At 55.8% G+C, this 24189-nt stretch carries 19 protein-coding genes and 2 pseudogenes; 9 read left to right on the forward strand and 12 right to left on the reverse strand.

Annotation, left to right across the window (positions count from 1 at the left end; translation table 11 throughout):
- Positions 1-2 precede the first annotated feature (2 nt).
- Positions 3-1223 (forward strand): sialidase family protein, encoded by a 1221-nt coding sequence (locus tag WJU16_RS17385; protein ID WP_341834728.1) that lies wholly within the window; start codon positions 3-5, stop codon positions 1221-1223.
- Positions 1224-1901: 678 nt separating this feature from the next.
- Here the strand turns inward: WJU16_RS17385 and WJU16_RS17390 are convergent.
- The 7 genes and pseudogenes from WJU16_RS17390 to WJU16_RS17425 form a co-directional block, all read right to left on the reverse strand.
- Complete coding sequence (locus WJU16_RS17390) at positions 1902-2663, reverse strand: SDR family NAD(P)-dependent oxidoreductase (protein ID WP_341834729.1); 762 nt, start codon at positions 2661-2663, stop codon at positions 1902-1904.
- Between the two features lie 11 nt (positions 2664-2674).
- On the reverse strand, positions 2675-4609 hold the full coding sequence (locus WJU16_RS17395) for a gliding motility-associated C-terminal domain-containing protein (protein ID WP_341834730.1): 1935 nt from the start codon (positions 4607-4609) through the stop codon (positions 2675-2677).
- Between the two features lie 230 nt (positions 4610-4839).
- Positions 4840-5642, reverse strand: a pseudogene (locus tag WJU16_RS17400) (alpha/beta fold hydrolase).
- Entirely contained in the window at positions 5623-7227 is a 1605-nt protein-coding gene (gene lnt, locus WJU16_RS17410; protein ID WP_341834732.1) for an apolipoprotein N-acyltransferase, read from the reverse strand. The pseudogene WJU16_RS17400 and the gene lnt overlap by 20 nt, the downstream one beginning before the upstream one ends.
- 82 nt (positions 7228-7309) lie before the next feature.
- On the reverse strand, positions 7310-8788 hold the full coding sequence (guaB, locus tag WJU16_RS17415; protein WP_341834733.1) for an IMP dehydrogenase: 1479 nt from the start codon (positions 8786-8788) through the stop codon (positions 7310-7312).
- Between the two features lie 162 nt (positions 8789-8950).
- Positions 8951-10039 carry a DNA-processing protein DprA gene (dprA, locus tag WJU16_RS17420; RefSeq protein ID WP_341834734.1) on the reverse strand — a complete coding sequence of 363 codons (1089 nt, stop codon included), beginning with the start codon at positions 10037-10039 and terminating at the stop codon, positions 8951-8953.
- Positions 9937-10326, reverse strand: a pseudogene (locus WJU16_RS17425) (hypothetical protein); the annotation flags it as partial. The gene dprA and the pseudogene WJU16_RS17425, both read right to left, overlap by 103 nt.
- Between WJU16_RS17425 and WJU16_RS17430 the strand changes: the two are divergent.
- Positions 10222-11010 carry a 5'-nucleotidase, lipoprotein e(P4) family gene (locus tag WJU16_RS17430; RefSeq protein WP_341834735.1) on the forward strand — a complete coding sequence of 263 codons (789 nt, stop codon included), beginning with the start codon at positions 10222-10224 and terminating at the stop codon, positions 11008-11010. The pseudogene WJU16_RS17425 and the gene WJU16_RS17430 sit on opposite strands and share 105 nt — an antisense overlap.
- A gap of 112 nt (positions 11011-11122) precedes the next feature.
- On the opposite strand, the gene WJU16_RS17435 is transcribed toward WJU16_RS17430, so the two are convergent.
- The 5 genes from WJU16_RS17435 to pckA all read right to left on the reverse strand — a co-directional run bounded on the left by WJU16_RS17435 (position 11123) and on the right by pckA (position 17397).
- Positions 11123-11584 carry a DUF1569 domain-containing protein gene (locus WJU16_RS17435; protein ID WP_341834736.1) on the reverse strand — a complete coding sequence of 154 codons (462 nt, stop codon included), beginning with the start codon at positions 11582-11584 and terminating at the stop codon, positions 11123-11125.
- A 6-nt stretch (positions 11585-11590) separates the two neighbouring features.
- Entirely contained in the window at positions 11591-13465 is a 1875-nt protein-coding gene (locus WJU16_RS17440) for an OmpA family protein (RefSeq protein ID WP_341834737.1), read from the reverse strand.
- A gap of 530 nt (positions 13466-13995) precedes the next feature.
- The gene (locus tag WJU16_RS17445) at positions 13996-14619 is read right to left on the reverse strand and encodes a 7-carboxy-7-deazaguanine synthase QueE (protein ID WP_341834738.1); all 624 of its coding nucleotides are present in this window, start codon (positions 14617-14619) and stop codon (positions 13996-13998) included.
- A gap of 173 nt (positions 14620-14792) precedes the next feature.
- Positions 14793-15680 (reverse strand): tetrahydrofolate dehydrogenase/cyclohydrolase catalytic domain-containing protein, encoded by an 888-nt coding sequence (locus tag WJU16_RS17450; RefSeq protein WP_341834739.1) that lies wholly within the window; start codon positions 15678-15680, stop codon positions 14793-14795.
- Between the two features lie 115 nt (positions 15681-15795).
- Complete coding sequence (pckA, locus tag WJU16_RS17455; protein ID WP_341834740.1) at positions 15796-17397, reverse strand: phosphoenolpyruvate carboxykinase (ATP); 1602 nt, start codon at positions 17395-17397, stop codon at positions 15796-15798.
- A gap of 300 nt (positions 17398-17697) precedes the next feature.
- Here pckA and WJU16_RS17460 point away from each other — a divergent pair, with 300 nt between their 5' ends.
- From WJU16_RS17460 to WJU16_RS17490, 7 genes are all read left to right on the forward strand, one after another.
- Positions 17698-18990 carry an aminopeptidase P N-terminal domain-containing protein gene (locus WJU16_RS17460; RefSeq protein WP_341834741.1) on the forward strand — a complete coding sequence of 431 codons (1293 nt, stop codon included), beginning with the start codon at positions 17698-17700 and terminating at the stop codon, positions 18988-18990.
- Between the two features lie 331 nt (positions 18991-19321).
- Positions 19322-20137 (forward strand): CDP-alcohol phosphatidyltransferase family protein, encoded by an 816-nt coding sequence (locus WJU16_RS17465; protein ID WP_341834742.1) that lies wholly within the window; start codon positions 19322-19324, stop codon positions 20135-20137.
- Between the two features lie 66 nt (positions 20138-20203).
- Entirely contained in the window at positions 20204-20449 is a 246-nt protein-coding gene (purS, locus tag WJU16_RS17470; RefSeq protein ID WP_298712211.1) for a phosphoribosylformylglycinamidine synthase subunit PurS, read from the forward strand.
- A gap of 3 nt (positions 20450-20452) precedes the next feature.
- Positions 20453-21127: a 16S rRNA (cytidine(1402)-2'-O)-methyltransferase gene (gene rsmI, locus WJU16_RS17475; RefSeq protein WP_341834743.1), complete on the forward strand. Its 675-nt coding sequence runs from the start codon at positions 20453-20455 to the stop codon at positions 21125-21127.
- Positions 21128-21325: 198 nt separating this feature from the next.
- Positions 21326-21916 (forward strand): DUF4255 domain-containing protein, encoded by a 591-nt coding sequence (locus WJU16_RS17480; protein ID WP_298712206.1) that lies wholly within the window; start codon positions 21326-21328, stop codon positions 21914-21916.
- A 24-nt stretch (positions 21917-21940) separates the two neighbouring features.
- Positions 21941-22717 (forward strand): hypothetical protein, encoded by a 777-nt coding sequence (locus tag WJU16_RS17485; RefSeq protein ID WP_341834744.1) that lies wholly within the window; start codon positions 21941-21943, stop codon positions 22715-22717.
- Positions 22718-22732: 15 nt separating this feature from the next.
- A complete protein-coding gene (locus WJU16_RS17490) occupies positions 22733-24181 on the forward strand; it encodes a phage tail sheath C-terminal domain-containing protein (RefSeq protein WP_341834745.1) in 1449 nt (482 codons plus the stop codon).
- Positions 24182-24189 lie beyond the last annotated feature (8 nt).

A 24189-nucleotide genomic window follows, 5' to 3' on the forward strand; every position in this document is an offset into this window, starting at 1 on the left:
CCATGCAAAAGACGCAACGTTTTGCCAGCATACTTATCCTTACCGTTATATTAGCGGCCTGCACCCGGAAGCAGGGCTTCCGGGCGGGAGAGGAACTGATGCTTTCCGATACCGGCAAGATCGCGTCGTGTACGCATATTGCGCACGATGCGGCCGGCCGGCTCATCGTGAGCTGGGTGGAGCAGGAACCCGGTTCCGATGAGGGCGCGCTCTGGTACGCGGTATCGGTAGATGGCGGCGCTACCTTCGGGAAAGCGGTGGCCGTTACCTCCGCTACAGGCATCTCGCCCCAACCGGAAAACATGCCCAAAATTATCTTCAAAGCAAACGGGGAAGCGATCGCCATGTATGGTACCCGCAACCCCGATCCCCGTAACAAATACGCCGGAAAGGTGTGGTACACCCGCTCTGCCGACGGCGGGCAAACCTGGCAGCAGGCGGTTCCGCTGGTGACCGACACGGCCGGTTACGACCAACGGTATTTCGATTTGTCGCCCCTGCCTTCGGGCGATGTGGCGGCCGTGTGGCTGGATAACCGGAAAGATCATGCGCTGGAGGGCTCCACGCTGTATATCTCGACTTCCGGGGCCGGAGGTTTCGAACGGCAGCGCCCGCTCGTGCAAACGGTCTGCCAGTGCTGCCGGACTTCGCTCTATACCGATCCGCAGGGCGGCCTCCATGTGGCGTTCCGCGATATCATCCACGATACGATCCGCGACATGGTGCATATCTATTCCAAAGACGGCGGCGAAACCTTCACCCAGCCCATCCGGATCAGCGCGGATAACTGGGCCGTGAATGGTTGTCCGCACACCGGGCCAACGATGACCAGCAACCGGGGTGGACTGCACTTCGCGTGGTTTACGATGGGCGGCGGACAAGGCGTTTTCTATGGTAAATCCATCAACAACGGCATCAGCTTTTCCGGCCGGGAGAGCATCAGCGCTAAACCCACGGCCAAACATCCGCAGATCGCGGCGACGGTGGGTGGGGATTTACTCCTCGCCTGGGACGAACCGGCAGATACCGTCACGCACAGGATCGGTTTTCTCCGTAAATCCCCCGAAGGCGTAACCCTCGCTTCCGGCTTCCTGACCGGCGAAGGCGAACAATCCGTGTTCCCGGTAATGCGGCCGGTGGCTGAAAAAACAGTGGCGGTAGCTTACCGGAAAAGGGCCGGCGGGAAAGAAGTGATTTGTGTGAGAAGGGTGGATTGGGATTGAAACGGTTAAAATACTATAACCCGATTGAACGTAAAGCTATACTTATTCCAGGGTAAAGGCTGATTAAAGCAGGGGTTACAGTATATCAACAGTGTACTAAAGGTATATATAGTCAATACAGTAAGGAGGTAGAAAGGATTTATATACACTTCATATACTCTCCTTGATCTACTCAGTAAGTATAAAGCAGGCATCTATCTATAATTATGATGCTATTTAACCTTCGTCTATTTACGGGAATGAATAGATAAAAAAAGAGGGCGCTTTGCGGCGTCCTCTTTTTAATGCATTTGGAATGAGCGTCAGTTGTAGCCCCATGACCATGTTTTCTCAGCTTTCCAGCTTTGACGCATGGCCCAGCGACCGTAATTGTTTCTGCGGGAACTGTCGAAATAAGCGCCCAGAAACTCCTTACATCTCGGATAGTACAGTCTGATGATGTACATAGTAACAAATGTTAGCATAGGGATATGGTTATAGGATTTACAATAGGCTCATCTGAGGCATCACGCCCTTTTGACGTAATGGTACTTTAAGATCGTGCTCGTCTGTAAGTGGTCTTTATAAGGCAACCCGTGATCCGGGGCCGCATTTCCCCTTACGGCACACCCAGTCTGATAGGGATTTCAAATATAATATTATATCATAAAGTGTCAAATAACACTAATGTGTAATTTTTCATTTGAAGGTATAATAAGCATTCGCCTGCGCCGTTGCCGTCACCACCAGGTCGTTGATGCAGACATGCGGGGGCAGGGAAGCGCAATACCACACCACATCCGCCACATCTTCTGCCTTCAGGGGCTGGAAGCCGGTGTACACGTCTTTGGCCCTGTCCTCATCCCCTTTGAAGCGCACAAGCGAAAATTCCGTTTCCGCGGCCCCGGGGTGCACCGCCGTCACCTTGATCCCATATGGCAGCAAATCGATCCGCATGCCCTGGGAGATCGCGTCTACGGCGGATTTGGTGGCGCAATACACGTTCCCCTTCGCATACACCGTTTTGGCGGCGGTAGAGCCGATATTCACGATATGCCCGCTATTCCTCGCCTTCATCCACGGAATCACCGTGCGGCTTACGTACAGGAGGCCTTTTACATTGGTGTCGATCATCGTATCCCAATCATCGGTATCCCCTTCGTCGATCGTAGACAGGTCCAGCGCGAGGCCGGCGTTGTTCACCAGCACGTCGATCTGTTTCCAGGCATCCGGCATCTGCTCCAGCGCGGCAACGACTTCCGCTTTCGAACGCACGTCGAACGTCAGCGCCAGTGTTTCCGTTCCATACGCCGTTCTGAGCTTTTCCTGCAAAGCCGTCAGTCGCTCCGTTCTCCTGCCGGTGACGATCAGGCGATATCCTTCCCGCGCGAAACGTTCGGCGCAGGCTTCCCCGAATCCGGCAGTGGCGCCGGTGATGAGGGCGATTTTTCCAGTCTTCATGTTATTACCGTTTAGCGAAGCAAAGTTACGGTCCCTTTTTTGGATATCTTGACGCCGTGCAGGTCGATCCCTTCCAAAATCCAGAGATACGTATCCACCGCGGCCGGGCGGCCTTTGTAATACCCATCCCAGCCCTTCCGGAAATCGAGCGAGTTGTATACCAATTCCCCCCAGCGGTTGAATATCCGGAAGTACTGGTACTCCCTGATGCCTACGGGGATGAACCGGAAGTAGTCGTTCACGCCGTCGCCATTCGGCGAGAAGGCATTGGGGATATAGAATTCGGGACCGGTGTAATATTTGACATTGATATCGTCGTACCCCACGCATCCCTGCTGGTTACTGACCCGCAGGCGCAGCGTAATCTCCTCGTTCCAGGTCAGCAACGGATCGCGCGCATTGCCGTCGCTAAGCATATGCGCGGGCGACCACTGGTACATTTCCCCTCCCTGGCCATTGAGCCGCAACGTCTGCCCCCTTGCCAGAATGGTGTCGTTCCCCGCAAACGGCCTGACGTCGTACAGCCGGAAGTTCTGCGTCACAGTGGCGTCGCAGCCACGGTTGGTTTTGAGTGTTAGTTTGATTGTATAGATGTCACCGTTGGCATACCGGTATAGCGGGGATGTGATGTTCGATGTGTCCGCATCTGTCGCCGGGTCGCCAAAATCCCATTGCCTGTAAGTGATAACCCCGTTTCGGTAAGTGGACGTGTCGGTAAAATAGACAGGGTTTTCCCGGCAGAGTCCCTGCACCGTGAATCCCGACCGCAGACCGGGATAATTGAATATCCGGCCGGTGGTGCTGTCGGTACAGGGCAGCCCGGGGTTCACTACCAGCTTCAGGTTGAAAACGCCGGTATCCGCGAAAGTTTTGTAAAAGACATTGCGCGAATCGGTAATGGTATCTGTTCCGTCGCTGAAAGTCCAGAGGAACTGCGATGTAAACCCGGCTACGCTGTTGTTGGTGATAGGGACGCGCATGCCGAGCGAGTCGTTGCAATGGTACAGCGTTGAGGGAGTGGAAGCGGTGATGCGGGTGGCGCAATTGTATACGGTGATGAGGATGTCTTTGTGGTGCGTGCCGAGCATCCGCCGGGTGGCTCTGTCCCATTCCGTCACGCAAACCGATACCACGAATTGCCCGGCCCTGTCGGGCGTACCGGTGATGAGGCCGTTGTTATCGATGCTGAGTGGCGGGCTGCCGCCCATGGGGTTGGCACCGCTGTATGGCGGGATGTAGCTGACGGTGTTATTATATGGCGGGGGATTGGCGACGTTTTCGTTGTTGCGGCTGTTGCCGCCGGTAAGGGCACTGCAGAGGGCGTAGGTGAGGCTGTCGCCGTCGGGGTCTGTCGCCCGGTAATTGTAGCGTAGCGGGAGGCCGGCGCAGATCACAGGGGCTTCTTCGATGTCGAAAACGGCGCTGTTATTATGCGGGCGCAGCTCGGTGCCGGGGATCCAGGTCACGAAGTTGGAACCTTCGCGCTCGGAGTTGTAGATGTTGGTAAGGGCTTCGCCGCGGCAGCATCTTTGGTAGGAAACATAATACCCGCCGGGGATAGCCGCCAGTTCGATGACGTCGCTTTCATAAAACGCCACTTCGAGGTAAACGGTTTGCGGGGCAAGACAGGGGTTTTTGAGGGTATCGCGGATGGAAGCGGTGTGGGCGATGGTCATGAGCCTCGGTGCGCCTACACGGCTGCCGGAAGCGGTGAAAATGTGGAAAGGAACGGGGTTTTCGAAATAATCCAGGCATCCCTGGCGGGTGCCGCACACAAAATTGCCGTCCCGGTATAACTTCATGATGATCCGGTACCGGTGTAAACCGCTAGCGGGGTTGATGCCAAGATGGCGATAAAATATTTCCCCACCGATTATATGGTACGCGTTCACATCGCCGATCAGGAAACAGACCAGTAAGATCAGGAGCGTTACAAATTTGCCCATGGGGTTAGGCGTTTTGTGTAACCATAATTTACGGAAAAACGGGCGCTTGCTGAAATTTAAGTGCCGGGCGGGCTAAATAATTTTAGCGATAAAGTGTAAGGGGTTGTCGGATAGCCGTATGGAAAAGGGAGACTTTTCGTTTAACCGCGAAGTTTACCCGGCGGCGGGGAGAAACAGGAAACAAGCCCCCCTGCGGCACGGTCGCGCGGCAGGGGGAACTGAAATATCGATTATTGCCGGTGCTGGCAGAAAGTGATGAACTGATGCAGGAGCAGGCTGCTTTCTTCAAAAACCTCGAGCATTCCCATATGCCCGACGCGGTCGAAGATATGGATGCTGGCGATGGATGGCAGCACCACCTGGCTCATGCTGTTTTCCAGCGGAACGGCCTGGTCTTCTTTCCCGACAAAGAAAAATACCGGTTTGGAAATGCCGGATAAGACGGTGGTCCTGTCGGGCCGGGCGATCATCGCTTCGTAATAAGCGATCATGCTGGCCATGGGTATTTTGATGGCCTGTTGCATGTAGTTATCGATCCGGGCTACCTGTTTGCCCCTGAATTCCGCCGCGAACATATTGGGGAGCAATTGGGTCACGAAAGATTCCACGCCGTATTGCTGCATGATGCGGATGGATTTGCGGCGGTTTTCCCGTTTCTCTTCGGTATCCGGCCGGGCGGTGGAGCTGAAGAGCCCGAGGCCTTCCACGGCATCGGGATAGGCTTCAGCAAAAGCGAGGGCTACGTATCCGCCCATCGAGTGGCCGATCACAACGGCGCTGGCGATACCTTCGGCCTGTAGGGCCTTCCAGGCAAAAGCTGCCATGGATTCCATGCTGAGGGGGAAGTGAGGCCGGAACGGCCGGTGCCGGGGAGATCCGGGACAATTACCCGGTAATGTGCGCGGAGATAAGCGGTCTGGTGCTCCCAAACGGAATGGTCTTCCGCGAAACCATGCAGCAAAAGCACTGCGTCGCCCTGGCCTTCGGCCCAGTAAGCGCCCTCTTGTCCTGCGTTATCGAATGTTTTCCACATGTTTCCTGCGTATTACACGTAAAACAATGGTGTATGCCAGCAGCAAGATACAAAAGATCACCGGTGCGATGGCGATGTAGCTGCAATATTTGACGTAAAACGTCTGGTAGGAATCGCATTGCACTTCCCCCGACAGCACACCCGGTTCCCAGTATGGCAACGATGCTTCGATGTGGCCCAGTGGCGAGATCAGCGCGGAAATGCCGGTGTTGGCGCTCCTTGCCACCCATCTGCGCGTTTCGATGGCGCGGAGGCGGGCGTATTGCAGGTGCTGGCGGTGCCCCTCGGTATTGCCCCACCATCCGTCGTTGGTGCAAACCACCAGCAATTGGGCGCCTTCCCGGACTTTTTCGGCCACGAAGCTGCCATACACCGATTCATAGCAGATGGCGGTGTAGATGTTGCAGGTATTGTTGGTGAAGAAAGATACCCCGGGCGTCAATCCATAACTGCCGGAAATGCCGCCCATATCCAGGGCGAGTTTTTTCATGAAAGGGAGATAACGCATGTAGGGTGTCAGTTCCACGCCAGGCACGAGCCGGGATTTATGATAAACCTGCACGTTGTCGGAGGTATCGATCTGGACGGAAGCATTGAACGCGTCGTACCAGTAATTGCCTTCTGAAGCGTGGCGCGCGGTGGCGGGGATATCGTCCATCACGGTGTATTGTTTATACGTGGCGGCGCCGGAAATGAGCCGTGCTTTGGGGTATTGGCGGAGGAATTCCCGGATGGCCAGCACTTCGGGCTGTGCGTTCAGTTCGTGTTCCCAGGAGCCGGTGGGGAATAGCGCGGTTTCGGGCCAGATGATGAAGCGGGTAGATGTGTCGGTTTTTTGCGCGGAGAGGTCCAGCAGTTTGCGGAGTTGCAGCTCCGCGGCGCCCCGCGCGAATTTCTCGTCGTAGGGGTCGATGTTCGGTTGTACCACTACGATCTTCTCCCTGCCGGCATTTTGCGTATAGCCGGAAGCGAGGAAGGAACCGATGGTGGGCAGGAGAATGGCGAGCGCGGGCGCCAGTGCCGCCCTGAAATGGGGCGTTTCCCGGTATTGGAGAATGGCGCGGTAAATGAGGATGTTGACGATCAGCACCCACCACGATCCGCCTTCCGTACCGAAATATTCATACCACTGCACCCATTCGGGCCGCATGGCAAACGCGTTGCCAAGGGTGAGCCAGGGCCAGCTAAGCTCCCAGTGCTGGTGAATGTATTCGAAAGTCATCCAGTAAACGGCGAGGGCGAAATACCCGGTGGCCCTTCCCGCGCGCAGTCGCGTGGTGCGGTAAGCCATCCAGGGGATGGTCATGAGCAGGGCGTTGAAGGCGTTGGCGAAGATGCCGCTGGCGGGAACGGTGGTGTTGCCGACCCACCAGGTGGTGGCGGTATTCCATATCCAGAAGGCAAGAAAGAGGAGCCCGAAATAGGCGCCGGGTCGTTCGGTCATTTTATCGCTCATGGCGAGGAGGGGAACGAAGCCGAAAAAGATCAGGAAGGTAAGGGAAGAAGTTGGCCAGGCCGCCCATAGCAGGAGGCCGGACAGAAGACTGAGCAGCAGGGCGCTGCGCTTGCGCAGGATGGCTTTCATTTTTCAAATATAACAGGGAAACGCAAGAAAAAGGGCCCGCTGTGGCAGGCCCTCCGAAATATCACGGGAAAATGTTATCAGATTAGCGGCTGTAGTTCGGCGCTTCTTTGGTGATCACTACGTCGTGCGGGTGGTTTTCCTTCACGGTAGCGGAAGTGATCTTCACGAACTGCGCGTCTTGCAGGGCCTTGATGTCTTTGGCGCCTACATAACCCATACCTGCGCGGAGGCCGCCAACGAACTGCTGCACTACTTCGGCGAGGGTGCCTTTGTAGGGAACACGGCCTACGATACCTTCCGGAACGAGTTTCTTGATGTCGGCTTCCACATCCTGGAAGTAACGGTCTTTCGAACCTTCCGCCATAGCCTCGATGGAGCCCATGCCGCGGTAGGATTTGAACTTACGGCCTTCATAGATGATGGTTTCTCCGGGCGATTCTTCCACGCCGGCGAAGATGGAGCCGGCCATGATGGTGGAAGCGCCTGCTGCGAGGGCTTTCACCATGTCGCCGGTGTAACGGATACCGCCGTCCGCGATAACGGGGACGCCTGCTTTTTTCAGGGCCTGCGCGGCGTTCATCACGGCCGACAGCTGCGGGAAACCGGCGCCGGTCACCACGCGGGTGGTGCAGATGGAACCGGGTCCTACACCTACTTTCACAGCGTCTGCACCGGCGGCTGCCAGGGCGAGGGCGCCTTCGGCAGTTGCCACGTTGCCACCGATCACCTGCAGTTTCGGGAAACTCTTTTTCAGTTTCTTCAGGGCTTCAAGCACATAGATGGAATGGCCGTGGGCGCTGTCGAGCGTAACCACGTCCACGCCTACGTTCAGCAATGCGGCGGCGCGATCCTGCAGATCAGCCGTGATACCAAGCGCTGCGCCTACGAGCAGGCGGCCGAATTGGTCTTTGGCGGCGATGGGGGAGCTTTGCAGCTGGAGAATGTCGCGGTATGTGATGAGCCCTACCAGTTTACCCTGTTTGTTGACTACGGGCAGTTTTTCGATGCGGTGCTGCTGAAGGATCTTTTCCGCCTTTTTCATGTCCGTGCCTTCGGGAGCGGTCACGAGGTTTTCCTTCGTCATCACTTCACTGATAAGGCGTTTGGTATTATGTTTTTCGAAGCGGAGGTCGCGGTTGGTGAGGATGCCGATGAGCTTTTTGTCGCCGTCGACGATGGGTATGCCGCTGATGCCGTTATCGCGCATGAGGCGCAATGCCTGGCCGATGGTGGAGTCTGCGCTGAGGGTAACCGGGTCGAGGATCAGGCCGCTCTCGCTGCGTTTCACCTTCCTTACCAGTTCCGCCTGCTTCTCGATGCTCATGTTCTTGTGCAGGATACCCAGGCCGCCTTCACGCGCCAAAGCAATGGCGAGGGTGGCTTCCGTAACGGTATCCATGGCGGCAGACACCATGGGGATGTTGATACGCAGGTTCTTGGTAAGTTGTGTGGAGATATTGACTTCTCTGGGCAGTACTTCGGAGTAGGCAGGCACCAGTAAAACATCATCAAAGGTGAGACCGTCAGCTACAAATTTCTCTTTGGATTTTCCCGCAGGCATATTGCAATTATTTTGGTAAGGTTGCTAAATAATTGCACGCAAATGTACGACTATTTATGGATTCAACGCAAACCGATTTTCATGTACGGTATTAATATCATGTGTGTGCAGGCCGGCGCCAGCCGGAAATGGTAAAGCCCGCTCCGGGCAATCCATTCATTTTTAATTCCCCAGGCGCTGGAACGTATGACCCGGCATGGCCTTTACGATCCCCATCATTTCCAGCCCCAACATCACTTCCGCCACCTGGCTCCGCGGAATGCCGCTGCGGTATTGGATCTCATCCATGCTGAAGCGCCCGGTGCCCAGGGTGTCGAGGATCTGCCGCTGGTCGGGACTGAGCTCGTTGAACAACGCCGTTTGTACGGGGGATGGCGGCTGGGTGGACTGCCCATCCCAGTTCATCGCCTCGGCGATGTCCGTGGCGGAGGTCACCAGGGCGGCCTTGTGCTGCCGGATGAGCGTGAGGCAACCGGCCGACCGGTCGTCGCCGATCCGGCCGGGAACGGCCAGCACGTCCCGGTTATACCCGTGGGCCAGGTCGGCGGTGATGAGCGAGCCGCCGGTAATGCCGCTTTCGATTACCAGGATACCATCGCAAATGCCGGACACGATGCGGTTGCGCCGGGGGAAGTGCATGCGGTTCAGGGGCGTACCGCTGGGGAAGTCGGTCAGCAACCCGCCCTGTTCCAGCATCTGCCTGGCGACGCGGGCGTGGGCGGCGGGATAGAGTTTGTCGTGCCCGTGGGCGAGCACGCCGATGGTGGGCAGGCCGGCGTCCAGGGCGGCCTGGTGGGCGGCGATATCGATTCCATAGGCCATCCCGCTCACGATGGTGACGTTGAGCGGTGTGAGGCCGGCCACGAGGGCCCGGCAGCAATCCGTTCCGTATGCGCTGGGCCGCCGGGTGCCCACAACGGCCAGCATGCGGGGAGCGCGGAGGTCCATGTTGCCGCGGGCGTACAGGAGAACGGGCGCATCCCAGCAATGGCGGAGGCGGGAGGGGTAATCGGCGGCCGTCCAGAAGAGGGGGTGATATGATGGCGCTCCAGGAACCGGATTTCTTCGTCGGTACGATGGAAGTCGCGGAACTGCCGGATGGCGTCCGCGCGGAATGGCCCCACGGTAGGGATGCGCTCCAGCTCGCGGCGGGGGGCGGAGAAGATGGAAACGGCGTCGCCGAAATGTTCGGCGAGGTGGCGCGCTACTACGTCCCCGATTTGTGGGATGAGCGTAAGCGCAATACGGCATTGGGTTTCGGTTGGCATGGATGAAAATTTGAGGGATTCGAAGCTAGGGGAATTTGCGCAAAAAGAAACCTGAGAATATCTCCGGAAAACGGAGATATTCTCACCGTTTTTTTCAGGCTCCGATTGGAATTTTCCCGATTTTTGTTTTGTTGTCTCCTGAACACACCTAAAAAAATACCGTATATGCGTTACGTTTGTTTCATTGTATTGGTAATGATGCTTGGCTGCAAGTCGGCCGGTCCCGTGGCTTCGGGTGTTTCGCCTGCCGCCGCTGATCCCTGGACTTATGGTCCTGCCTGGGCAGCGCTCTGGCAGCAACGTGCGGGCGAGTACAGGGCCTTGTGCCTGCAGGCGTATCGCGCAGCTGGCGAAAGGGTGGAAGAGATGCGCCATCAGCAGACGTTGCGCCCGAGGGCAATTGTGACGGACATTGACGAAACGATCCTGGATAACAGCCCGTATTCCGCGTCCGTGGCGCTGGCGGGCAAGGGCTGGTCGCAGGCGTCGTGGGAGGCTTGGACCAAGAAGGCTGTGGCGGACCCTGTGCCGGGGGCTTTGGAATTCTTCCGGTTCGCCGCACAGAGCGGGTTTACGATTTATTACATCACTAACCGGCTGGAAAGCGAGCGAGCGGCTACGTTACAGAATCTGCAGCGTGCGGGCTTCCCCGGAGCGGATAACGAGCACCTGCTCCTGTCTTCCGGTAATTCCGACAAAGCGCCCCGCCGGCAGGAGGTGGCGAAGAAATACGAAATCGCCATGCTGGTAGGGGATAACCTCAATGATTTCTCCGATATTTTTTACAAACAACCCGCCGATGTGCGGAATGCGAAAGTAGACGAAGTGCAGCAGGAACTCGGGCGGCGATATATCCTGATCCCCAATGCGATGTACGGCGACTGGCTGAGCGCGCTGGTCCCTAAAGGCGCCCGGCCCGACAGCGTATTGCGCCGCGCCATACGGGTACAGTGATGTTTGGTTCGGATGCTCCCTGTGAAATAATTGGTTTGTTGATCTTCGTTAGCCCAATAGCATATATGCTGTAAGAAAAACGGTAATCCAGGTTGGTTGCCGTTACTGAAAGTTATTCCTCCAATAATCCGAATTGGGTGAAATGATGCTGGAAGTGTTTCTGGTGAAACCGTTGCCAGTCTTCATATCCCAGTGATCCGAAGACGATATGGATCGCCGTGTGTGAGGGGAATTCGTTGTAATGTTGGAAGAATCTTTCCAGCGACGCCATGAGGTGTTGATTTGCCGTTTGGAGGTCTGGATGCAGCGGCGGCCCTACGGGGATCAGCGGGTTGTTGAATCCGCGGGGAAGCGGTTTGCTGGTCCGCAGCCATTGTACGATTTGCGGCAGCTGTTCCTCTGGTGTGAGGATGGGGATTGGTTTGTCGCTGATGGAGTACTGCAGGATGGTATCGAGGTGTTCGATCATTTGCTGCGCGGTCATGGCGCCCCAGCGCGGTTGGGCGTCGGGGGCCAGGCGTTTCAGCATGGGAACAAGTATATCGGCCTGTGCCAGCGGGAAGAGTGTTTCCATATTTGGTTACTGTAAGCTGATGATTTTTAATTCCGTTCTCCTGTTTTGCGCGCGGCCGGATTCGGTGTCGTTGCTGTCCAGCGGCCTGGTTTCTCCATACCCTTTTGCTTTCACCCTGTTGGCGGCAATACCGTGTTGCGTGAGATAGCTCACGACGGATGCCGCGCGGTTCTGGGAAAGCTGCAGGTTTGCCGCATCACTGCCCACATTGTCGGTGTGCCCACTGATTTCAACTTGCAGGGACGCGTTTTCCTTAAGGAAGTCGACGAGTTTATCCAGCTCCGTGGCGGAAGCAGGCTCCAGCACGAACTGGTTGGAAGGGAAGAAAATATTCCGGAGCACGAGCGTAGCATTGGCTTCGATCGGCGTCAGGGGGATGTTTTTCTCGAACGGCTGGCCGTCCTGGCTGGAAGTAAGCGAGAAATTGTCTGAATAAAACAGGTAACCTTTCCGGTTTACGTTGAACGCGTAATCTTTGCCGGTGGGCAGGGGCACGAGGTAGTCGCCGTTACTGTTGCTGCGAATGGTAGCCACGGTTTGCCGGTTGGAAAGATCGATCAGGTCAAGCGCCGCAGGCAATCGTTCCTGGGTTTTGGCATCGAAAACGTAACCGCGGATATAGAGCGTCGGCAACGGGCGTGCTTCCGGGTACAGTTCGAAGCTGTAGATATCTAGCGCGCCGCGGGAGTCGGTCCGGTCGGAGGCAAAATAGGCGGTAATGCCGTTGGCGGCAACGGTAAGGCTGCCATCTTCTTCGATTGTATTGATGGGATACCCCAGGTTGATAGGTGCGCCCCAGGATCCGTCTGCCTGTTTGCGGCAATAGAAAAGGTCGAGCCCGCCGAATCCCGGATGCCCGTCGGAGGCGAAAAAGAGCGTTTGGCCGTCGGCGTGGAGGTAGGGTGTGGTTTCCCTGCCTTTGGTGTTGATATGGGTGCCGAGGCGTTCGGCCAGGGTCCATTGGCCCTGCGCGTTGCGGGTGCTGTAGAAGATATCGGAACCGGCATCGGGTGTGGCGCGGACGAAGTAGAGCGTTTGTTTATCGGGAGAAAGGCAGGGTTGGGATTCCCAGGCTTCGGTATTAATGGCGGGACCGATGTTTTTTGGTTGCGTCCATCCGCCGCCGGCTGATCGGGTAGAGAAATAGATATCGCAGGAGCCGCGGCCGGTAGGGAAGTCGCAACCGGTGTACACGAGCATTTCGCCGTCCTGCGAGATGTTTTGTGCGCCTTCGTTGAAGGCGGTGTTCACGGGTTCGCCCATGTCTTGTGCGGCGGTCCATTGGAGGCTGTCGCGGCCTGCGATGAAGAAATCTTCGTTCCTGCCGCCTACGCGCCGGGTGAAAACGAGGGTTTTGCCGTCGATCGTAGGAGAGGGGAAGTATTCCGGATCGGGGGTGTTGATGGATTCGCCGAGGTTTTTCGGTTGAAAAGGGACGGGTTTGGTGGTGACTGCGAATTCCATGTCCTTTTTCAGCTGGCTGGTGCGGGGGGAAATGTTTTTGGCGGTGCGTACATATTGGTTGAGGAGGCGCAGGGCTTCGGTGAATTTCCCGTTACCGGCCATGGCGCGTGCATAGGAAGGTGAAACAGATTTCAAGCCGGTGGAATCAAGTTCTCCCAGTTTCCGGAAGGCTTGTTCCGCGTCAGTGTATTGCTTCATGGCGAGGTAGGTGAGGCCCATTTGTCCGTAAGCATCGGGGAATCCGGGTTTCACGCGCACGGCTTCCTGCAGGTAGCGGATGGCTTCCGGGTATTGGTAAGACCGCATGGCCGTCATGGAAGATTCGAGTAATTCCATGGCTTTGCGCGTGGCCTTATCCGATTGCTGGGCGATGGCTTGCGTGCTGATGAGGCAGCAGCATAACAGGATTTTCTTCATAGTCGCCACTAAATAACGAAAAAATCGAATGTTTATGATGGATTGAAAATTTATATATGATATATCGGGCGCGTTGGGGAGGCGGGAGTCATCCGGAGAAATCCGGTTGCGGTGAAGGTATTGCAGTTTCATCCGGGAAAATCCAGGTAGAGGGAAGTCCTGCTGTTGCTATACAGGTACCTGATTTTAGTCAATGACACATACTTAACCCTGCGTTATCCGGGGTACGAAATGCATCAGGTCTGGCTGTATCGTGCAGTGGTTGGATGGCGTTTGTGGAGATGCGTGATTTCATCCGGGAAAATCCGGTTACACGGAAGTCTGCTGTTGCAATTCAGGAACCTAACTTTAGCCAATGATGCATACTTAACCCTGCGTTATCCGGGGTGCGAAGTGCATCAGGTCTGGCTGTATCATGCAGTGGATGGATGGCGTTAGTGGAGATGCGTGTTTTCATCCGGGAAAATCCGGGTAGAAGGGGGCAATTTATAAAAACTGCTCGATTAACGCGGTAATGATTTGTTGCCCCATCAAGGCACATTCAGGTACTTGTGGATTTGCAGGGAGATCTGCCACTTCGGATTCGCTTTCACATACTCGATAATGAGCGGCGTCATTTCATTGGCGCGGCTCCATTCCGGTTGGAGGTACAGCTTGCAGGAAGGCTCCACTTTCGCCGCATATTGCTCAGCCCAGGCGAAGTCGGATTTATTGTAAATGACGATTTTCAGTTCATGGGCCGCCGCGCAGCTTTCGGGCAGGGGTGCTTTGAATTTCTTGGGAGATAACGTGATCCAGTCCCATTTGCCGCTCAGGGGCGAGGAACCGGAAGTCTCCATATGTGTACGGAACCCCTCGGCCCGCAGCGCTTCCGTCAACGCCCGGAGATCATGCATCAGGGGCTCGCCACCAGTGATGACGGCTATCCTTCCCGGATGCATCGCGGCTTCCGCGACCAACGCACTCACCGGCCGCTGGGGATGCTTATCCGCATCCCAGCTCTCCTTCACGTCGCACCACACGCATCCCACATCGCACCCGCCCAAACGGATGAAATACGCCGCCTTTCCCTGGTGAAATCCTTCTCCCTGAATCGTATAGAAAGATTCCATAACGGGTAATACGGTGGTGCTATGGAGCGTCGCTGTTGTCATGTTGCAAAGGTACGTCAATCTGCATTGTCGCGGCAGTCGCGGTGGTAAAGCCCGGTTTAAAAGGCTTACCGTCTATTATTTATAACTCCGGCCGCAAGCATATGCGGCCGGAGTTATAAATATGATTATCAATTACAAGTACGGCTGTATGATCCGGATTGCCGGGGAACGGATTAATTCTGGTTCCCCTTCTGCCCGATGGCGGCCTGATAGGTATTTTTCAGCAGGGCCGCGATGGTCATGGGCCCTACACCGCCGGGAACCGGGGTTATGAAGCTCGCCTTGGGCGCCACTTCCGCATAATTCACGTCGCCCACCAGGCGGAAACCGCTTTTCTTGGTTTCGTCCGGGATGCGGTGGATACCTACGTCCACCACTACGGCGCCTTCCTTCACCATGTCGCCTGTTACGAAATGCGGACGGCCAACAGCCGCCACCACGATATCGGCCAGCAGGCAGATCTCACGGAGGTTCCGGGTATGGGAATGGCACAACGTAACGGTGCAGTTGCCGGGATTGCTGTTGCGGCTGAGCAGGATGCTCACCGGCGTACCTACGATATGGCTGCGGCCTATCACCACGGCATGCTTGCCTTTGGTGTCGATCTTGTAATGCTCCAGCATGAGCATGATGCCGTATGGCGTAGCTGGAAGGAAAGCAGGAAGACCGCTCACCATTTTACCCACGTTCATGGGATGAAAGCCGTCCACATCCTTGCTGGGGTCGATGGTGTTGATCACCAATTCCTCGTTGATATGTTTGGGCAGGGGCAGCTGAACCAGGATACCGTCGATATCGGGGTTCTCGTTCAGCATAATGATATGATCGAGGAGATGTTTCTCGGAGATGGTGTCTTCGAAGCGCAGCAGAGTGGAGTTAAACCCGATCTCCGCGCAGGATTTCACCTTGGAAGCCACATACGTTTCGCTGGCGCCGTCGTTCCCGACGAGGATGGCAGCCAGGTGGGGCGCTTTTTTGCCCAGGGCTTTCAAAGCGGTCGTTTGCTCGGCCAGCTGGTCCTTGATGGCCTGTGAAGTAAGTTTGCCGTCTAAAATTTGCATGCGCAAAGGTACTGAAAATGGTGGATAAACGAAAGGGGCCGCCTGGTAAGGCAGCCCCGTAACCAAATTGATAAATGAACGTAGGAATCTATAATTATAAAGGCAAAACGGTGGGTCAGAGGGAGGGCGCGGCGTCGAGGATCTCAGGATCCGCCTTTGCTGCGTATTTTTCAAAGTTTTTCACAAATTGAGCGGCGAGATCGGCGGATTTGGCGTCATACGCATCCTTGTCGGCCCAGGTGTTGCGCGGCTCCAGGATCTCGTCGGGCACGCCGGGAACGGATTCGGGAATGGCGAGCCTGAACTGCCCGTAGGATTTGTAGGCCGCCTTATCCAGCACCCCGTTCAGGGCGGCGGAGATCATGGCGCGGGTGTAGGACAGTTTGATCCGGTTGCCGGTGCCGAAAGGCCCGCCGGTCCAGCCGGTGTTGATCATCCATACATTCACGTCGTGCTTGCGCATTTTTTCACCCAGCATCTGCGCGTAACGGGCAGGGTGCAAGGGGAGGAAGGGCGCGCCGAAACATGCGCTGAAAGTGGATTTCGGTTCCGTAATGCCGGTTTCCGTGCCTGCCACTTTCGCCGTGTAACCGGAAATGAACTGGTACATGGCCTGACCGGGCGTCAGCCTCGAAATGGGAGGCAATACGCCGTAAGCGTCGCAGGTAAGGAAGAAAATATTCCTGGGAATTCCGCCCATAGCGGGTTCCTTGGCGTTTGCAATGTAAGTCAGCGGATAGCTCACGCGGGTGTTTTCCGTGATATGTCCGTCTGCATAATTCACCTCGCTGGTGCCGGGGAAGAACGAAACGTTCTCCAGCAGGGCGCCTTCGCGGATGGCGTTGAAAATAGCGGGTTCCTTTTCCGCGCTCAGGTCGATGGTTTTGGCATAACAGCCGCCTTCGAAGTTGAAAACGCCGTCTTCCGTCCAGCCATGCTCGTCGTCGCCGATGAGCTTGCGCTCCGGATCAGCGCTGAGCGTGGTTTTACCCGTGCCGCTCAGTCCGAAGAAAACAGCCGTATCCCCCGACGTGCCCTGGTTGGCTGAGCAGTGCATGCTCAACACCTTGCGGGCATGGGGCAATAGATAGTTCAGGATGGTGAACACGCCTTTTTTGATCTCCCCGGTATAGGCGGAGCCGCCGATGAGGATCATTTTACGGCTGAAGCTAACCACCGAGAAGTTATGCTGCCGCGTTCCGTCGGTAGCCGGATCGGCGTGGAGGCCCGGCGCCTGGATCACCGTCCAGTCGGGTTCCAGCTGCTCCAGCTCTTCTTCCGAAGGGCGCAGGAACATGTTATATGCAAAAAGATTGCTCCACGGCGATTCCGTGATGACGCGGATATTCAGACGGTACGCCGGGTCGGCGCAGGCCATGCAATCGCGCACCCATACGGGCTTGCCAGCGAAATAGCGGGTGATCTTGCGGTACAGTTTCTCAAAGTTGTCAGCAGAAAATGGCTGGTTAAAGTCGTTCCAGTTGACGGTGTCGGCGGTCAGCTCGTCTTTCACGATGAACTTGTCCTTCGGGGAACGGCCTGTGAACTCGCCCGTGCTAACGACTAACGCCCCGGTGCTGTTCAGACAGCCTTCGTTGCGCTGCAACGTCTGTGTGATCAGCTCCTCCGGGGAAAGTTGGTAATGTACATCGGCGACGTTCTCTATGCCCAATTCCCGCAATTCCTTGAGTGTATCCCTTACACTGCTGATTTGCATAAAGAAAGATTGTTTTGGTGTAATGGCAAAACTAGGGATTTTTTGATAACGTTTAATTTGATGGGTGTTATGACGCTTAAAATTGTTTGGAAATCTACTTTTGAGGGGTTTTGATTAGAAAATATTCAATTCCACCGATTTCAATTTGTCCGAAAAGCAATGAACCCGCATAATATATTTATGGCGAATAATCTACCAGTCCGGGGGAATATCCAACCGGTCGGAAGGCGCGATTTTGGCGGGTTTCCGTTTTTCCGGTAAGTTTGACATCCAAAGCAAGAAAGCAGTAAAAGACATCAAATGAAATATTTGCCACTGGATCAACAGATCTTCATCAAGAACCGCAACCGATTTACGGCAAAAATGCAGCCCGGCTCCATTGCCATTTTCAACTCGAATGACGAGCTTCCCACCAACGGGGACGCCCTTCATCCGTTCAAGCAGAACGCCGACCTGTACTGGCTCACCGGCATCGACCAGGAAGACACCATGCTCGTGCTCTTTCCCGACAACCCGGATCCCAAATACCGCGAAGTACTGGTGCTCGTCCGCCCGAACGAACTGAAAGAAAAATGGGACGGCCATCGCCTCCGCCGCGAAGAAGCCACCGCCATCTCCGGCATTAAAACCATCGTCTGGCTCGATTCCCTGGAAGGTCTCCTGCAGCCCTGGATCCACGATGCCACCAATATCTACCTCAATACCAACGAAAACAACCGTAAGAGCAATTACGTGCCCGTGCGCGACTACCGCTACGCGCAAGAGCTCCGCGCCCGCTACCCCCTGCATCAGTTCCTGCGCTCCGCGCCGATCCTGAAAGAACTCCGTTCCGTAAAGACCGAAGAGGAAATCGCCGTGATGCAGGTAGCGATGGATATCACCGAAAAAACATTCCGCCGCCTGCTGGGCTTCATCCGGCCCGGCGTGTTCGAATACGAAATCCACGCGGAAATCTGGCACGAGTTCCTCCGCAACCGCGCCACCGGAGAAGGTTACGGCTCCATCATCGCCTCCGGCGACCGGGCCCGCACCCTCCACTACGTAGCCAACAACCAGGAATGTAAAGATGGTGAGCTGATCCTCATGGACTTCGGCGCTGCCTACGGCGGATACAACGCCGACCTCACCCGCACCGTGCCCGTGAACGGCAAGTTCACCCCGCGCCAGCGGGAAGTGTACGACGCATGCCTCCACCTGCATAATTTCGCGAAAGGCCTGCTGAAGCCGGGCATCACCATCGCCGACTACCATGCGCAGGTAGGCGTGGAAGCCGGCAAACAGTTCGTGAAACTGGGCCTGCTCACCGAGGCCGATATCAAAAACGAAGACCCGGAATCCCCCGCATACCGCAAATATCTCTACCACGGCATCTCACACCACCTGGGGGTAGACGTGCACGACCTCGGTCCTTCGTTCCACCAGCCGATCCCCGACGGGTCGGTGCTGACCGTGGAACCCGGCATCTACATCGAGGAAGAGAAAATGGGTATCCGCATCGAGAATAACATCTGGGTGAAGTCCTCCGGTAACGTGGACCTCATGAAAAATATCCCCATCACGGCCGACGAAATCGAGGCCCTGATGAAAAAATAGCGGCGCCCGACGCCTGGGAGCCCGGTCCGCCAGGACCGGGCTTTTTTATGTATTCCAGTCCGCATTCTCCGTCCATCCTTCGTTCATCCTTCGTCGATCCTTCGTCCAAACACCTTCAAACCCGTACCACGAGCGAAGACCTTCGAAGGATGAGCGAAGGATGAGCGTAAGTACACTGATAATCAATGGGATGCATGTAAGTATTTTTGTTGACAATGTCATGCCATGGTCAGGTGGAGCAGTCGTATAAAGGGGACTGTGCAAAATGGAAACCACTCATTTCCGTTATATTCTTCGATTTTTAATATTTTTCCGCCGGGAAACCGGGCACTTGTCCGAAAACCTTCCCGATCACGGCGCCTGCGCCCACAACGGTATCATGAAACACATTCCCAACATCCTGACGCTATCTAACCTGTTCTGCGGCGCGCTGGCGCTCATTTTTATCCTCCATGCGCCGGAATACATCGCCGAGTTCAACGGCGCGGAGTACACCATCATCAACCCCGCACCGGTGTATTGGGCGAGCGGACTGGTAGTGCTGGCGGGCATCATCGATTTCTTCGACGGGTTTGCCGCGCGGTTGCTCAAGGTATCAGGCCCGCTGGGGAAGGAGCTGGATTCGCTGGCCGACGTCGTATCTTTTGGCGTGGTGCCGGGGATGATGCTGTTCCGCCTGCTGCAAAGCGCTTACATGCAAATGCCCGATGTATACGACGTTGCCGTGTTCAACCTGGCGCCCGCCTTGCTGGTGCCCTGTTTCGCGGCGTACCGCCTGGCGGTGTTCAACCTCGACACGCGGCAGAGCGAACATTTTATCGGCGTGCCTACGCCGGCGGTTGGGTTCCTCGTGGCGTCGTTCCCGATGATCATGCTGTATAACCCGTTCGGGTTGGCGGCCTGGCTGGAAAATATCTGGGTATTGTACGGTATCATCGCGGCGCTGTGTTACCTGATGGTGAGCTCGCACCCGATGATCAGCCTGAAATTTAAAAACCTGACGGTGAAAGACAACTGGCCCCGTTTTCTGCTGGTGGTGCTGACGCTGGTGAGCATTCCCGTATTGGGTTACGCGGCGGTCCCGTTTGTGTTTGCGGTATACGTGGTATTATCGCTGCTCGTACCGCCGAAAAGCCAGCATGGCTGATTGTAGAATTCCTTCGGGGGAAATTCATAACTAATTGCTAGTTTTGCGTCTAAATTTTTCGAACAAATGACATTTACTGCGCATATCAACGTGATGCCGTTGAAAGAACTGCTGGACCCCCAAGGCAAGGCTGTGCTGGGCGGATTGAAGAACCTGGGCCTGGGAAATGTACACGACGTACGGGTAGGTAAGCACATTACGCTCCAAATCGAAGCGGCTTCCAAAGAAGAGGCGCAACAGATTGCCGAAAACGCCTGCCAGAAACTGCTGGCCAACCAGGTAATGGAATTTTACGAAGTAAACATCCAATAAGCATTGTCCAGACTCTACCTCATTCCTTCACCGATCGGCAACCTGGGCGACATTACGTACCGGGCCGTTAAGGTGCTGGAAACGGTAGAACTGGTGCTGGCGGAAGATACCCGGACTTCCGGGGTGCTTCTCAAACATTATGGTATCAGCAAGCCTGTAACACCTTATCATCAACACAATGAGCATAAGGTGTTACAGCACCTGGTACAACAGCTGCGCGAAGGCCGTTCCATGGCGCTGCTAACCGATGCCGGCACGCCCGGCGTCAGTGATCCGGGGTTCTTGCTGGTGCGCGAATGCGTCCGCGAAGGAATTGAAGTGGAATGCCTCCCCGGCGCCACGGCGTTCGTTCCCGCCCTCGTCAACAGCGGCATTCCTATGAACCGCTTCGCTTTCGAAGGCTTCCTCCCTCCTAAAAAAGGCCGTCACACCCTGCTGACGCAGCTTTCCACCGAGCCGCGCACGATGGTTTTTTATGAATCTCCCCACCGCCTCGTCAAAACGCTGGAAGATTTTATGCAGTACTTTGGTGAAACCCGCCAATGTTGCGTTTCCCGCGAGCTTACGAAAATGTTCGAAGAGAACAAACGCGGCTCCCTCGTGGAGGTCCGCGACCACTTCCAGGCCAAAGGCGTGAAAGGTGAGATCGTGATTATCGTGGAGGGCGCGGCGGAATAACACATCCCGCCAGATATCATCCTATTCCCGCCGGTTATCTTATTTTTTTGCCGAATGGAGGATTATTACCTAATATTACATCAGTAGAAAAACCTTGGAATAGTAGCTCAATCCCCAAATTCATTGCAGCACTTAGTGAAGAGAAGTTAAACCCCGGTTTCCAGTAATTGTATAGCGCAAACCCCAAATCCTTCATCGATGATCGATCAGGTTTTGAGCGCGATCGTAAGTAAGTTGAACACATACATTGGCTCCCTGGATCCTGAAGTTATTCTTGGCAATATTTCATTCGCCGATACTAATCAGGAAACAGTCATGCAGAATCTTGGCGACAAAGTAGTGATCTCTGTCGTGAATATTCAGCAGGAGGAAACGTTGCGCAACCTGCCGTACCGGCGTACCGTGTATACCAACGGTATCCCGGAAGTGGTGGAGCGCCAGCCGGAGATCCATCTCAATGTGTTCCTGCTTATCAGCGCGAATAAGAACACCTACAGCACTGCCCTGCAACGTATTTCGCAGGTGATCGCATTCTTTCAGCGGCAGTTCGTTTTTACGCCGGCAGATACGCCGGTGCTCGGTACGCTCCAACTCAACCGTGTTATTTTCGATTTGTATTCGACGCGCTTCGAAGAACTGAACCAGTTGTGGAGCGTGATGGGAGGGAAGTACATCCCGTCCGTCATTTATAAAATGCGCATGGCCGTGATCCAGGATGCACCGCAATCAGGTTCCGGCATCATTACTGAAATCAACCTGCAGACGCAGGTCCTGGGCACGCAGCAGTAATTACGCCCAACATAAACCCTGTTATTGAACAACCCCATCGATACCACCATGGAAAAACTGGTTTGGCGTTATATCCCGGAATTCAGGATACGTATCCGTATCAACAATGCCGACCCCGGCGAGGGCGTCCGCCTTGTACTGTCTCCGCTCAGCTCCGCTACGGCGGCCAGTTTCGGGCTGCTCGTCCGTTCTTCTCCGGGAGGCCTCACCGCTTTTTGCAAGCAGCATTTCAACGGTATAGCCTGGGCGCCTGCCACTGCCCTAACGCAGCCGGTGCAGTTTTCTTTCTGGTTGATGATCGATAAAGCCCGCGCCGCCTTGCCCGACTTTTTCGAACAAGGCACCCAACAGCTGGGGCGCCGCATCTTTTATGCTGCCAATCTCACGCCCGCCGGCATCATCGATGCTAACCTCGCAGGCAATGTGGTGGCACTTACCGCCGCTGCAAACGCCGGAAACACCGAAAACGGCGCCCTCAGCGGATATCTCCTGTCGCATGCCGTAACTCCCGGCGCCTACAACCAGATCCGCGCGGGGAAAATAGCGGCGGGAGCGCCCGTCAGCTTCTCCCTCAGCGAAACCGTCACGCCCCTGCAAGACCGCACCGGCCTGGATCTCCGCCCGCACCCCAGGGGCGCGTACGTCGTGCGGCTCGAAGGCGGAACACCCCTGCAGGAAAAAGTCGTATTCGACCAATCCGCCGCCACGGCCGACGTTTGCGGCGTGATCGACATATTCAAAGAAGCCTGGCACCTGGCCCCACAGCCACGGGAATACAGCATTAATTTTCAAAGAACCTGATTAAACTGACCGATCATGTTAAACTTAGCAAATCTTAAAACACCCGGCGTTTACATCGACGAGGTACCCAAGTTCCCGCCGTCTGTGGCGCAGGTGGAAACGGCCATCCCGGCCTTCATCGGCTACACCCGGCTTACGACGCTCAACGGCAACTCGCTGCTGAACAAACCGGTGCGCATCACTTCGCTCGTGGAATATGAAGCGATCTTCGGCGCCAGGCTCGAAACCTTTACCGCGGCCGTGGCTACCGTCAACGGCGTGCACACGGTGAGCGCGGGCCCCACCGCGCCCGCCGCACTTTTCCGGATGTACTATGCCATGCAGATGTACTTCTCCAACGGCGGCGGCCCCTGCTACATCGTGTCCATCGGGCCCGACAGCGCCACGCCACCCGCGGCCACCATCGCCAATTACACCGCGGGCCTCGCCGCCATCGCCAAAGAAGATGAGCCCACCCTGCTCGTGTTCCCCGATGCCCAGATCCTGCCGCAGGGCGATTGCTACAACCTCTACGGCCTCGCCCTCGCCCAGGCCGCCGATCTGAAAGACCGCTTCGTGATCATGGACGTGTTTAACGGTCATCTCGATTACACCAATCCCGCCAATACCAACGTGATCGACGATGGCGCCAACGGCTTCCGGTTTCTCATCGGCAACGCCAACCTCCAATACGGCGCCGCTTATTATCCGCACCTGGAAACGTCGCTCACACTGAATTACAACGAAGAGACGCTTTCCATCACCGGAACGCTCAACGGCAACCCGGTGCCCGCCGCGATGGTGCTCCGGCTGCAGAATCCCACACCGGCGCAGGAAGCCAATTCCCTCTATCACGTGGCAAATAAACTGTATCACCAGATCAAAGCTTCCATTGCCGCCATGCCCATCGTGATGCCGCCCAGCAGCACCATCGCCGGTGTGTATTGTACGGTAGACGCCACGCGCGGCGTATGGAAAGCCCCCGCCAATACAAGCCTCCGCTTCGTCCGCAGGCCGCTCGTAGCCGTAAGCGACGATTCACAGGAAAATCTCAACGTCCACACTTCCGGCAAGAGCGTCAACGCCATCCGTTCCTTCAGCGGCAAAGGCATCCTCGTATGGGGCGCCAGAACGCTGGCCGGCAACGACAACGAATGGCGCTATGTGAGCGTGCGCAGGTTTTTCAACATGGTGGAAGAATCGACCAAGAAAGCTTCCGAGCCTTTCGTGTTCGAACCAAACGACGCCAACACCTGGGTGAAGGTGCGCGCCATGATCGAAAACTTCCTCATCCTACAGTGGAGAGCCGGCGCGCTGGCAGGCGCCAAGCCCGAACATGCTTTTTATGTGAAAGTAGGACTGGGGCAAACGATGACCGCGCAAGACATCCTCGAAGGCCGCATGATCGTGGAAATCGGGATGGCAGTGGTAAGGCCCGCCGAATTCATCGTGCTCCGCTATAGCCACAAAATGCAGGAATCATAAACTTTTCA

Origin of the sequence: Chitinophaga pollutisoli (assembly GCF_038396755.1) — a bacterium.
In the GTDB taxonomy this organism is placed as follows: domain Bacteria; phylum Bacteroidota; class Bacteroidia; order Chitinophagales; family Chitinophagaceae; genus Chitinophaga; species Chitinophaga pollutisoli.